We start from the raw sequence: 11791 nt of genomic DNA, 5'->3' as shown, positions 1-11791 counted from the left end.
CTTTACACTGTTCAAAATGCAGGAAAGGAAAATGCGTCAAGGACCTTAGCGGTAAACAGTGTAAGTGCAACTACTTCACTGTCTTCGCCATCCTGTCTCGCCAATCGAAGAGTTTTCTTTACTTTTTTTTACATAAATACCCTTGTTTTTTCAAACACTAGAGTGGAATTTAAAGGAGAGTTAAAACAATGGGTATTTTAGAGAGATGGTTGGGTGAAACGGGGGGGAAGAAGGATCTGCACCTCCTTTTGTTTATTGGCGGTCTTTACAGCCTTAGCATTGCTTTATCCAATACATTCGTTAATGTGTACTTGTGGAAACAATCCGGTCAAATTGTTGATATTGCCGTATATAATCTAACCGTGGTGCTTTTTCAACCACTTACCTTTGTCTTTGCTGGCAGGCTGGCGAAAAAAGTGGATCGAATCATTGTTTTGCGTCTAGGTGTTATCTTTTTGGCCCTATTTTATTTAACTGTCCTTTTGGTCGGCACACGGGCAACGGATTTCCTTTGGCTGCTCGGTGCACTGTTAGGAATTGGTTATGGGTTTTATTGGCTAGCGTATAATGTATTGACGTTTGAAATTACTGAACCGGAAACTAGAGATTTCTTCAATGGTTTTTTAGGGATTTTATCATCCCTTGGGGGGATGGTGGGTCCTATTCTTTCAGGGTTCATCATTTCAAGGCTTGAAAAATTCACGGGATATTCCATTGTATTCGGCTTATCTTTGTTATTGTTTTCCGTTGCGGTATTTCTTAGTTTTTCGTTGAAAAGACGTCCAGCCCATGGGAAATATTTTTTTCTTCGGATATTGCAAGAACGTAAAAAAAATCGTAATTGGCTCTTGATCACTCGCGCACATTTTTTTCAAGGGATACGAGAGGGCACATTCATGTTCATCATTTCAATCACCGTTTTCATTCAGACGGGTAGTGAACTTGCCTTAGGGAGCTATGGTCTGTTAAATTCAGCCATATCATTCGTTGCGTATTTTTTTGCTTCTCGATATATAAAACAGCCGATGCGAAAGAAAGCGATTCTTATTGGAGGAATCCTGTTGTATGCAGGAGTCTTATTGATTGCAATTGATATCACATTTGGAAAGCTTCTCATTTATGGGGCGATTGTTGCTACCGCTTATCCTATTCTTTTGGTCCCATATATATCATTGACTTATGACATTATAGGCCGCGCTTGGAAAGCAACGGAAATGAGGATTGAATATATCGTAGTCCGGGAACTGTTCGTACATTTTGGAAGGATTGTATCCATATCAGGATTCATTCTTTCGGTCATGTTTTTCGACCTAAAGCAAATACTCCCGATTTATCTGTTAATCGTCGGGGCAGGGCATACCGTGATATATTGGTTTGTACGGAAAATCGATATCAATGACCAAGTTTAGAAAAGAGGCCTTAGAGGCCTCTTTTAAATTTCGATGCCTTGCGTTTTTGTATGTTATGAGCCGTAAGTCACTTTTTGTCGAAAATTCGTTAGATGTTTAATATTTCTAGAACACTAAGGTAGAAAAAAATATAAATGTTCTATAGAATAGTATAGGACTATTATGACTATGTAAAAAGGATGTGTGGCTTAGTGTGAATAAAAAGAAAAAGAAAAAGACGCATGTGCCTTTCAGATTGAATATTCTTTTCTTTTTAGTATTTGTTTTGTTTTCCGTTCTCATTTTACGCTTGGGTGTTGTACAGATTGTTTATGGTGATGATTACCGGCGTGAGATTGAAAAAACAGAGGAAGTGACCGTGAATAATTCGGTGCCCCGTGGAAAAATGTATGACCGGAATTTAAAACTGATGGTCGACAACCAACCACTGGATGCAATTACATATACACGAAAGCAAGGTACGAAACAAACAGAAATGGTGGAAACGGCTGAGAAACTCGCGAAGTTGATCGAAAAAGATACGAATAAAGTAACTGAGCGTGATAAAAAGGATTTTTGGATTTTAAATCATCCAAAGTTGGCCGCCAAAAAAATTACTGATAAAGAGAGAAAAAAGGTCGAACAGGGCGAGCTGGAAGAGAGTGATTTGTATAAGCTTCAGCTCAAAAGGATTACGGAGGAAGAAGCAAAGCTTTCGAAAAAGGATATGGAAACCCTTGCCATATACAGGGAATTTGCTAGCGGATATGCGCTTACTCCACAGATTGTGAAAAACAAAAAAGTGACGAAGGAAGAATTCGCCAGAGTGAGCGAAAACCTTGATTCGCTTCCTGGGGTCGATATATCAACGGATTGGGATCGTTTTTATACGTATAATAAAACCCTTAAATCTGTATTGGGTAAAGTTTCTTCGTCTGAAGAAGGATTGCCTAGTGAAAGTCTGGACTATTACCTGGCACGTGATTACAGCCGGAATGACCGTGTAGGAAAGAGCTATATCGAGCAGCAATATGAAGATATCCTCCAAGGGCAGAAAGCAAAAGTAAGGAATGTGACCGATAAATCAGGAAATATAGTCGATTCAGAAGTGATTACTGAAGGCCAGCGCGGAAAAGATCTTATATTGACAATCGATATGGATTTACAGCTAGCAACAGAGAAAATCATTGAAAAGCAATTGATTGCCAAGAAGAAATTGGGTAACACCAAATTCTTGGATAGGGCCTTTGTCGTCATGATGGATCCCAATACAGGGGAAGTTTTAACGATGGCTGGTAAGAAATATGAGAAGGATCCGAAAACAGGGAGATCTTCCATAGAGGACTTTGCATTAGGAAATATCACGACTTCCTATACGATGGGTTCTTCCGTAAAAGGTGCTACCGTTTTAACTGGTTATCAGCAAGGTGCGATACAGCCGGGTACGTACTTTTATGATACGAAGCTGAAAATCAAAGGTACACCAGAAAAAGGATCATATAGTAACTTCGGGAACATTAATGATTTGACTGCCTTAAAAGTATCCTCGAACGTTTATATGTTCAGGACGGCGATTAATATTGCCGGTGCGAAATATGTCCCAAATGAGCCATTGAATATTAGTTCCGGTGCCTTTTCAACCATGCGGAATTCATTTGCCCAGTTTGGCTTGGGAACACGAACTGGGATTGATTTGCCGAATGAAATGAGCGGATTCAAAGGTTCCGAAACATCTCCTGGTAAGCTGCTTGACCTTGCAATCGGACAGTATGATACGTATACACCAATGCAGCTCGTGCAATATGTTTCAGCCATTGCGAATGGTGGAAATCGCATGAAGCCGCATATGGTTAAGGAAATTCGCGAACCGGTTGATAATAACGAAGAATTGGGTCCTGTCGACGAAGACATTTCACCGACAGTCATGAATCGTCTGGATATGAAGGAAGATTGGATAAAGCGTGTGCAGAGCGGTTTTGAGAAAGTTGCGATGGAACAAGGCGGAACAGCCTATACGTATTTTGGTCATAAACCATATACGGTAGCGGCTAAAACTGGAACGGCGCAAGCGTTCTATGATGGTCCGAACCGAACGGATTATAGCGAGCCTCAAAAAACGATGAACATCACGCTTGTCGGTTATGCACCTGCTAAAAATCCGGAGGTTGCTTTTGCTGTCGTTGTTCCGTGGGCATATCAAGGACATACGGGCCACAGCATGAGCAAAGAAATAGGTGAAGAAATCATGGATACTTATTTCAAACTGAAAAAAGAACGGGCTAAGAAGGAAAATACTGAAACCTCGACTGATTTGAAAGTGGAGAATGGTAAAGACGTTCAAAAAGACCAGGCTGAAGTTAGAAAAAGCCAGGAAAATGAATAAAAAGGCTAAAAACACGTTTTTGGGTAAAACCGAAAACGTGTTTTTTTTTTAGGCAGCGATGAATCCAGTTTTGGCATCTTTACAATTCGTACACAATAATTTACTGAATATTTACATTTGCTTCAAATGGGGTTCACAGTCTAAAAGTATGATGTGTTTGTAGGACAAAATATTCATATAAAATTCTTAGGGGGATTTACAAATGAGACGTTTCAAGGGTATGGCAATGACTGTAATGATGGGTGGAGTAATTGCAGTTGCGGCGGGTTGTGGATCCGATGATACTAAGACAAGCAGCAGTGAAGGAAAAGGATCAGGCAAACTGCAGGGAGAAGTGATTACGGATGGTTCCTCAACGGTCTTTCCAATCATGGAGGCAGTTGCAGAAGAATATATGGCTACACAACCTGATGTAAAAGTATCAGTTGGATCATCAGGAACAGGCGGAGGATTTAAGAAATTCATCGCTGGTGAGACGGATTTAAGCAATGCATCCCGCCCTGTCAAGGAAGAAGAAAGTACGATGCTTGATGAAAAGGGAGTTAAATATACAGAGTTGAAATTGGCATTTGACGGGATTTCAATCGTCGTCAATAAAGATAATGATTTCATCGATTCACTAACAGTTGAAGAACTCCAAAAACTGTGGGTTGATAATGGCAAGGTGAAGAAATGGTCTGATATACGTCCCGAATGGCCGAATGAAGAAATTAAATTCTACTCTCCGGGAACAGATTCAGGCACATATGATTATTTCAATGAAGTGATCCTTAACGAAAAACCAATGGTGGAAAATGCTACGCTTTCAGAAGATGATAATGTTCTTGTGCAGGGTGTAGAAGGTGATAAAAATGCGATTGGGTTCTTCGGTTATGCCTACTATGCAGAAAATAAAGATAAGTTAAAGATCGTTTCCATCGACAACGGCAAGGGTGCTGTTGAGCCAACACATGAAACAATTAAAAGTGGGGAGTATGCCCCATTGTCACGTCCGCTATACACATATGTAGCTAATAAGTCGGTAGCTGAAAAAGAACAAGTGGCAGATTATACTCAATTCGTCATTGAAAATGCTGGAGAGCTTGCTGAAGAAGTGGGTTATATCAGCCTACCGGAAGAAGAGTACAAGAAAGATCTTGATAAATTGAAAGAACTTGAAAAATAATCGATATTACAGGCTACTGAAATCCCGCCTTGACTCGTTTAAGGCGGGGGTAACAGCTTGTAAATCCAAATATTGCGTGTCTGAAATGGAGGATGCAAGTTGGAACTGAGAAAAACAGAAAGCTATTCTGTACAGCAAATGATCCTGGAAAAGAAAAGGAAGAAAAAAATAAATATAGAAAAAATCATACCTAAGCTATTGTTCTTTACTGCGGCAATTTCTGTTTTTACTACAATCGGGATTATCCTGACGCTTATATTTGAGACATTCATCTTCTTTGACAGAGTTTCCATCGTCGAATTTTTTACAGAGGCTAAATGGCTGCCATTTGCATCCACCCCTTCGTATGGGATTATGCCCCTTGTCGTTGGAACATTGAAGATAACAGTGATAGCAGCGGTGGTTGCAGTTCCAGTAGGGCTTGCAACAGCCATTTTCTTGAGTGAATATGCATCAGAGAATACACGGAGAATCATCAAGCCGATTTTAGAAGTTTTAGCTGGGATTCCTACTATCGTTTACGGCTTCTTTGCCTTAACTTTTGTAACACCGGTTTTGCGGGATTTATTTCCTTCCCTTGACATGTTCAATGCCTTAAGTCCTGGGATCGTTGTAGGTATCATGATCATGCCGATGATAGCCTCTTTGTCGGAAGATGCCCTTGTATCAGTGCCGAAGTCGATTCGCGAAGGTGCATATGCTTTAGGGGCAACGAAACTTGAAACGACAATTAAAGTGGTATTGCCAGCAGCCATTTCAGGAATTGTGGCATCCATCGTTCTTGCTTTATCCAGAGCGATCGGGGAGACCATGATTGTGAGTGTTGCAGGTGGCTCGACTCCAAATATGAGCATGGATGTCACTTCATCGATCCAAACAATGACCGCCTATATCGTACAGGTCAGTTCGGGGGATGCAGGGTATGGGACAACGATTTACTACAGCATATATGCGGTTGGAATGACACTGTTCGTCTTTACGCTTGTCATGAATTTACTGGCGCAGTTCATCTCTCGCAAGTTCAGGGAGGAATATTAAGACATGAAACTGATAAACAAAAGTCATGTTGCAAAAAAAATGCCCGTTAGGCTGGCTGTTAACACGATTTGTAAAGGATTATTCTTCTTGGCAACATTGGTTGGCCTCATTGTATTGGCCATCTTATTTTATCGGATATTCACTCAAGGAATTGGTCATCTGAATGGGGATTTCCTTCAGAATTTCGCTTCCAGGAAACCAGAGGACGCTGGTATAAAAGCAGCTCTAATCGGTTCAATATGGTTGATGGTAGTCGTGGCTCCAGTTTCCCTGCTGCTTGGTGTCGGAACGGCGATTTATTTAGAGGAATATGCCAGAAAGAATTGGATCACCACTTTTATCAAAGTGAATATTTCCAATCTGGCAGGTGTCCCGTCAATTGTATTTGGACTGCTGGGCTTAACGGTTTTCGTCCGGGCACTAGCCTTGGACCGGTCCATATTGGCAGCAGGCTTGACCATGAGTCTTCTCGTTCTCCCGGTCATCATAGTAGCTGCCCAAGAGGCCATACGTGCCGTACCTCGTGATTTAAGGGAAGCTTCATTTGGAATGGGTGCAACAAAGTGGCAGACAATATTGAAAGTGGTCCTCCCGGCTGCTATACCTGGCATTTTAACTGGTGGAATACTTGCCTTGTCGCGGGCAATCGGTGAAACGGCGCCATTGGTGGTGGTTGGCATACCGATGTTCATCGCCTTTTTGCCTCAAACGGTCATGGATACATTTACAGTGCTGCCAATGCAAATCTATAATTGGACATCTCGTCCACAGGAGGAATTCCAGCAGGTTGCTGCAGCGGGAATCATCGTTTTGCTCTTCCTGTTAATTTTCATGAATTCAATAGCGGTTTTAATTAGGAATAAATTCCAGAAAAGATATTGATGGGAGGAAGGAAGCATGAATATGACCTTAACGAGAGAAAAAAAGTCACCGGCAATCGGGATCGAAAATGTCGAGTCCGATGTCTTGACGGAAAAGGTGTATGAAACGTCCAATCTCAATTTATGGTACGGTGAAAACCATGCTTTGAAAAATATTAATCTTGATATGCATCAAAATGAAGTGACTGCCATCATCGGGCCTTCAGGATGTGGGAAATCCACCTATATCAAAACATTGAACCGAATGATTGAACTGGTTCCGGATGTTAAAACGACAGGTCAGATTAAATATAGGAACAGGAATATCCTCGATCAGTCCTATAAGGTGGAAGATTTAAGGACACAGGTGGGGATGGTCTTTCAAAAGCCTAATCCCTTTCCTAAATCAATTTATGAAAATGTTGTATACGGACCAAGGATCCATGGTATCAAAAATAAAAAAATCCTTGATGAAATCGTTGAAAAAAGTTTAAAAGGTGCAGCGATTTGGAATGAAGTGAAAGACCGCCTTCATGAAAATGCATATGGACTTTCAGGTGGACAGCAACAGCGACTTTGTATCGCCAGATGTTTGGCAATCGAGCCGGATGTCATTTTAATGGATGAACCGACTTCTGCTCTTGATCCGATTTCCACTTTGAAAATAGAAGAATTGGTCCAAGAAATGAAAAAGGAATTCAGCATCATAATCGTTACCCATAACATGCAGCAGGCAGCACGTATCTCTGATAGAACAGCCTTCTTTTTAAATGGAGAAGTCATCGAATACTCTGATACCAATACCATCTTCTCTAATCCGAATGATAAAAGAACAGAAGATTACATTACCGGACGTTTCGGTTAAAGAGAAAGGGAGATGCGATAATGATCGTTCGTGAAAATTTCGAGCTTCAATTGAAAGAGTTACAAGGGAAAATCGTGGAACTGGCCAATTTAGCTTCCGGCGCCATTTCAAAATCATTTACCGCACTGGAAAACAAGAATGTTGAAGAGGCTCTTGAAGTTATTGATGATGATACAATAGCTGATTTGCTGGAAGAGGAAATTAATGACTTTGCTATTTTACTGATTGCTAAGCAACAGCCAGTTGCGATTGATTTACGGCGTATCATCGCTGCCATAAAAATAGCTTCAGATATTGAACGGATGGCGGACTTTGGGGTCAATATCGCTAAATCGGCCATCCGAATCGGTGACCAGCCATTTATTCTGCCTTTAACACCTTTAAAGCAGATGCATGATATTACCCTAAAGATGATTGAACTTTCGATAGAAGCATTTGAGAAGGAAGATGTTGTACTTTCAAGAGAAATCATTGAAATGGATGATGAGGTCGATCGCTATTATGGAGAGATGATTCGAGGTCTCCTTCGGCTTTCAGATGAAAAAAACATTCAGCAGATCACACAGCTTTCCTTAATTGCCCGATATTTAGAAAGAACGGCTGATCATACAACGAATATCGCAGAGAATATTTATTTCCTAGTAAGAGGGAGATATGTCAGCAGGAATGAATGAACCCAATCCTAATTGAAATAAAGAGAGGCTTTTTCTCGGACATCGTCCATTTAAAAGTCTCTCTTATTCATTAATGTGTCAAAGTGTGGGCCAATTGTCTATATGTCATATTATTCGTAACCACAAACTCGCCGATTTGAACTTTTTTTGCGAAATCATGTTCATTCATATAAGCTTCAAATCCTGCAGCATCATCGATGACCTTTTCCTTTGAAAGCCTATTGGCAATTTCGCTTGTGGTCATATTCGCTTTCACTTCCATTGTATAGGAGACGATGGAGTGATCTTTTTTTGAAGCTTCTTTCTCCTTTATTTCTTTATCCGCATCCTTTGACTGATGGACAGTTCTTTTAGCTTCCTCGATAGGAAGTGAAACGACAAATCCCTCATTCTCTAGCAATTCCTTAGCTTCCTCCGTAGTCGGAGTGGTACCATCGATTATTCCGGTACCGTAATAAAATCCTGTAAAGATTGTTGTTGTAAGGATGATACCGGCGGAAAGGCCTTGCAGTCTTGCTTTATTCATCTTTATTCACCCGCAATCTTTGTTGCTTGATCACTGAGATGGTTTGTTCCTTTGTTAACGAGGATTGTTTTGCGATTTGGTCCAAAGAAAGACCTTGGCTATATAAGGATAGAACCTGGCTTTTTAGAATTTCATGAATGGGTTCGATATCATTGGAAGTGGCAGGTGATTTAGTCTTTAAAGGAGGAATCGGGTCATCCTGGATAATGAATTCCTCTTCAAGAATTTTCACTTTCTTCTTTAATTGGTAGATATCCTGCATATAGGTTATGGTCATCTGTTCTAAATCTTCTTCTAATTTGGCAACTTTATCTTTACTGATAAAGGAAATGATAAGAATGATGATCGCTAATGAAAAAAGAAGGATGATAAGGATTTCCATGTTTACACCTCAGAAGATAATTTTCGACATATACTTATATTTTACACATATTTTTAAAAAATTGGAGATTTTCATATTTTTAAATCTTGGATATGGCAATAAACTACATTAATTGTCTGTTTGGTTTCAAATTATTGTCGAAAAGCCTCATGACTATCGATGAAGAAAAAAATTCAGGCATGAAAACGGGAAAAAAACCTTTAAAAGATAACTTACATAAAATTCGACAAAAAGTGTTTATTGTCCATCAGCCAATTCAGTGCTAACATAAAGATAGAATAAAAAGAAAAGACGAAATATTATGAATAGTTAAAAATCAGCGAACCTATAAGATAAGAAAATGGTGTGCAGATTCTAAGTGGAAAGTTTCACTGTCAGCGCCTAATGATAAGTTATATAAGGATAAAAAAGGGGAAGGGATGATTATATGAATTCGCTATTCGCATATATGCCGCAGGATAACCAGGATCTATATCGTAAGGGATTAAAGGCTGGGTTATGGATGGATGAGAGTTTTGATTGGTATCCTGAGGAAGACATGATGAGTCATCCTAATGGAGAGATCCGGACACTTTCGCAAACTTATACCCAGGGTCAGGTGACCTTTTCGAAGTTCACGATTAGGAATACTTCATTTGAGACTAAGCGTCCTAAAGTGTTTTTTCACTATGAAAACGCTTTCGAAAGACAGGCGGTGGCTTTTTACAGCCCGAATGAACGGGCGATTTTACATGTAGCACCTCAATCGATTGCCTTACTGGGTGGATTGGTGAAAGGGAAAAGCATCTCTCAATATTGCATCCAAGGTAAGGGAAGCCTTTATCAAGAGGGATGCTTCAAATCACTGAAAGAAGGGCTCCTGGCTTATTCACCGCTTGCCAAAGGGGAAGTTACCAGCGTGTTTACATTAGAGACGGAAATCTTACCTAAGGAATGTATAGAAGCTGTGGCTTGGGTCATTCATGCTGAAACGAAAGAAGAAGCGAAAGTCATAAATAATCAGCTTCTTCTGACGATGCAAAACGTGAACAATTAAAATTAAAAAAAGTTAATGTTGGTTTTCCCAAAAAACATACTAGCAATTCGCATTGAATAATGATATTATAGAAAAGTCCTATGTGAAAAAGTCAATATGTTTGGAGGGAAATACACAATGCGCGTAAATATTACATTAGCTTGCACTGAATGTGGAGACCGTAACTATATTTCTAAAAAAAATAAACGTAACAATCCAGACCGTCTTGAGCTTAAAAAATACTGCTCAAGAGAAAAACGCAGCACGACTCACCGTGAAACAAAGTAAGCAACAGGATTTTTCCTGTTGTTTTTTTTTTGCATTTTTTTAATACCTTCTTTCTATCTTTCCTTTAGGGTCCGTTGCCCATTTAGTGAATATTTTCAGAATGTACTAATGATTAGGCAACTTCCCGCTTCGTATTTTCGTAATTGAACAAATATTATGAGATAATAATAGAAGTAGACTAAAGGAGTCGGAAGAGATGAGAGAAAACAAGAATAAGCTCCGCAAAGAAGTTAGGTCCCGTTTAATGGAACTGACCAAAGTGGAACATGAAGAACTATCGAGCAGAATCGCTGAAAACTTATTTTCACTGGAGGAATGGAAAAAAGCTAAAACCATTGGCATCACCATCTCCATTCCACCTGAAGTTCCAACGGTACGGATCATTGAACAAGCATGGAGTGAAGGGAAAGAAGTGGCAGTGCCCAAGTGTGACCCTGAAAAAAAGACAATGGAATTCAAAAAGATTTCCTCCTTCAATCAGCTGGAGTCTGTTTATTATGGATTGCTTGAACCAGTGGCTGAAACTGCCAAGGCTCTCAAAGAGGAATTGGACGTATTGATCGTACCCGGTCTTGCCTTTACCAAAGAAGGGTATCGCCTAGGCTTTGGTGGTGGCTATTATGACCGCTTCCTCTCATATTACCGAGGTGCTACAATGGCCCTTGCATACGACCTTCAATTTTTGGATGAACTCCCGATAGAGGTTCATGATATAGCGGTAAGCAAACTCATTACCCCTTCCAGGGTTTTACGCACGTACGCCCATTAGAAGAAGAAATTTATTAATTATCACTTTTAGCTCATAAAAATCCTTTCCTGTATCAAACTAATGCTAGGAGGGATTGTTATGCTTCGATTAATTATTCAAATCTTCTTGGTTGGTTTAGTGGTTTATGCAGGTTATCAAAACCGGTACCGCCTGATAAATGCTGTGCTTTCTAACGGCATACTGAGAAGATTTCTAGTGACTAAGTCCTTGGATATGCCAATGTTCAGGGATAAAATGATGCAAAGCATGTTCAGTCAGACCAAATGATGATGCCGGCATCTTAAAAAGGAACCTCTCAAGGGTTCCTTTTTTTATAAGGAGGGGGAGAGTGGAGGGGAAAACAGTCTCCTTTTTACTTTTTTCATCATTTCGTCTATAGTTTTAATTAAAGAAACAGGAATTTTAGAAGCTTAAGATTCATTGGAAAGTGGGGAAGGC

13 protein-coding genes are annotated in these 11791 nt (G+C 39.9%); 11 read left to right on the top strand and 2 right to left on the bottom strand.

What is annotated here, in order from left to right:
• The first annotated feature begins 188 nt into the window (after window positions 1–188).
• The 7 genes from ACFX4L_RS20930 (at window position 189) to phoU (ending at window position 8373) form a co-directional block, all read left to right on the top strand.
• Window positions 189–1409 (top strand): MFS transporter, encoded by a 1221-nt coding sequence (locus ACFX4L_RS20930; RefSeq protein ID WP_377406086.1) that lies wholly within the window; start codon window positions 189–191, stop codon window positions 1407–1409.
• Between the two features lie 193 nt (window positions 1410–1602).
• Entirely contained in the window at window positions 1603–3771 is a 2169-nt protein-coding gene (locus ACFX4L_RS20925; RefSeq protein WP_377381523.1) for a peptidoglycan D,D-transpeptidase FtsI family protein, read from the top strand.
• A gap of 202 nt (window positions 3772–3973) precedes the next feature.
• Complete coding sequence (locus ACFX4L_RS20920) at window positions 3974–4936, top strand: PstS family phosphate ABC transporter substrate-binding protein (protein ID WP_377381526.1); 963 nt, start codon at window positions 3974–3976, stop codon at window positions 4934–4936.
• A 138-nt stretch (window positions 4937–5074) separates the two neighbouring features.
• On the top strand, window positions 5075–5974 hold the full coding sequence (gene pstC / locus ACFX4L_RS20915) for a phosphate ABC transporter permease subunit PstC (protein WP_061466147.1): 900 nt from the start codon (window positions 5075–5077) through the stop codon (window positions 5972–5974).
• A 3-nt stretch (window positions 5975–5977) separates the two neighbouring features.
• Window positions 5978–6856, top strand: coding sequence for a phosphate ABC transporter permease PstA (gene pstA / locus ACFX4L_RS20910; protein ID WP_061464070.1), 879 nt, complete (start codon window positions 5978–5980; stop codon window positions 6854–6856).
• Between the two features lie 15 nt (window positions 6857–6871).
• Entirely contained in the window at window positions 6872–7699 is an 828-nt protein-coding gene (gene pstB / locus ACFX4L_RS20905) for a phosphate ABC transporter ATP-binding protein PstB (protein WP_284470222.1), read from the top strand.
• A gap of 20 nt (window positions 7700–7719) precedes the next feature.
• Window positions 7720–8373, top strand: a complete 654-nt coding sequence (phoU, locus tag ACFX4L_RS20900) for a phosphate signaling complex protein PhoU (RefSeq protein WP_377381533.1) — start codon at window positions 7720–7722, stop codon at window positions 8371–8373.
• Between the two features lie 70 nt (window positions 8374–8443).
• On the opposite strand, the gene ACFX4L_RS20895 is transcribed toward phoU, so the two are convergent.
• Together ACFX4L_RS20895 and ACFX4L_RS20890 are read right to left on the bottom strand one after the other, a co-directional pair.
• Entirely contained in the window at window positions 8444–8899 is a 456-nt protein-coding gene (locus ACFX4L_RS20895; RefSeq protein ID WP_317777839.1) for a hypothetical protein, read from the bottom strand.
• On the bottom strand, window positions 8892–9281 hold the full coding sequence (locus tag ACFX4L_RS20890) for a hypothetical protein (protein WP_377381536.1): 390 nt from the start codon (window positions 9279–9281) through the stop codon (window positions 8892–8894). Before ACFX4L_RS20890 ends, ACFX4L_RS20895 begins: the two co-directional genes overlap by 8 nt.
• 427 nt (window positions 9282–9708) lie before the next feature.
• Here ACFX4L_RS20890 and ACFX4L_RS20885 point away from each other — a divergent pair, with 427 nt between their 5' ends.
• The 4 genes from ACFX4L_RS20885 to ACFX4L_RS20870 all read left to right on the top strand — a co-directional run bounded on the left by ACFX4L_RS20885 (window position 9709) and on the right by ACFX4L_RS20870 (window position 11620).
• Window positions 9709–10317 carry a hypothetical protein gene (locus ACFX4L_RS20885; RefSeq protein WP_061464064.1) on the top strand — a complete coding sequence of 203 codons (609 nt, stop codon included), beginning with the start codon at window positions 9709–9711 and terminating at the stop codon, window positions 10315–10317.
• Window positions 10318–10434: 117 nt separating this feature from the next.
• Entirely contained in the window at window positions 10435–10584 is a 150-nt protein-coding gene (gene rpmG, locus ACFX4L_RS20880; protein WP_028391797.1) for a 50S ribosomal protein L33, read from the top strand.
• 196 nt (window positions 10585–10780) lie between these two features.
• On the top strand, window positions 10781–11353 hold the full coding sequence (locus ACFX4L_RS20875) for a 5-formyltetrahydrofolate cyclo-ligase (protein ID WP_377381539.1): 573 nt from the start codon (window positions 10781–10783) through the stop codon (window positions 11351–11353).
• A gap of 78 nt (window positions 11354–11431) precedes the next feature.
• The gene (locus ACFX4L_RS20870) at window positions 11432–11620 is read left to right on the top strand and encodes a hypothetical protein (protein ID WP_061464062.1); all 189 of its coding nucleotides are present in this window, start codon (window positions 11432–11434) and stop codon (window positions 11618–11620) included.
• Window positions 11621–11791 lie beyond the last annotated feature (171 nt).

This window comes from Peribacillus sp. YIM B13482, from assembly GCF_042787975.1.
Classification (GTDB): domain Bacteria; phylum Bacillota; class Bacilli; order Bacillales; family DSM-1321; genus Peribacillus; species Peribacillus simplex_A.
The sequence above is the reverse complement of the archived record's forward strand: the minus strand, read 5'-3'. Positions and strand labels throughout refer to the sequence as shown.

What these genes read in the sequence shown, in the direction of transcription:
- phoU (WP_377381533.1), top strand. Translation starts at nt 7,720, where the DNA reads ATGATCGTTCGTGAAAATTTCGAGCTTCAATTGAAAGAGTTACAAGGG.
- ACFX4L_RS20920 (WP_377381526.1), top strand. Translation starts at nt 3,974, where the DNA reads ATGAGACGTTTCAAGGGTATGGCAATGACTGTAATGATGGGTGGAGTA.
- ACFX4L_RS20930 (WP_377406086.1), top strand. Translation starts at nt 189, where the DNA reads ATGGGTATTTTAGAGAGATGGTTGGGTGAAACGGGGGGGAAGAAGGAT.
- pstB (WP_284470222.1), top strand. Translation starts at nt 6,872, where the DNA reads ATGAATATGACCTTAACGAGAGAAAAAAAGTCACCGGCAATCGGGATC.
- rpmG (WP_028391797.1), top strand. Translation starts at nt 10,435, where the DNA reads ATGCGCGTAAATATTACATTAGCTTGCACTGAATGTGGAGACCGTAAC.
- ACFX4L_RS20885 (WP_061464064.1), top strand. Translation starts at nt 9,709, where the DNA reads ATGAATTCGCTATTCGCATATATGCCGCAGGATAACCAGGATCTATAT.
- ACFX4L_RS20895 (WP_317777839.1), bottom strand. Translation starts at nt 8,899, where the DNA reads ATGAATAAAGCAAGACTGCAAGGCCTTTCCGCCGGTATCATCCTTACA.
- ACFX4L_RS20875 (WP_377381539.1), top strand. Translation starts at nt 10,781, where the DNA reads ATGAGAGAAAACAAGAATAAGCTCCGCAAAGAAGTTAGGTCCCGTTTA.
- ACFX4L_RS20870 (WP_061464062.1), top strand. Translation starts at nt 11,432, where the DNA reads ATGCTTCGATTAATTATTCAAATCTTCTTGGTTGGTTTAGTGGTTTAT.
- pstA (WP_061464070.1), top strand. Translation starts at nt 5,978, where the DNA reads ATGAAACTGATAAACAAAAGTCATGTTGCAAAAAAAATGCCCGTTAGG.
- pstC (WP_061466147.1), top strand. Translation starts at nt 5,075, where the DNA reads ATGATCCTGGAAAAGAAAAGGAAGAAAAAAATAAATATAGAAAAAATC.
- ACFX4L_RS20890 (WP_377381536.1), bottom strand. Translation starts at nt 9,281, where the DNA reads ATGGAAATCCTTATCATCCTTCTTTTTTCATTAGCGATCATCATTCTT.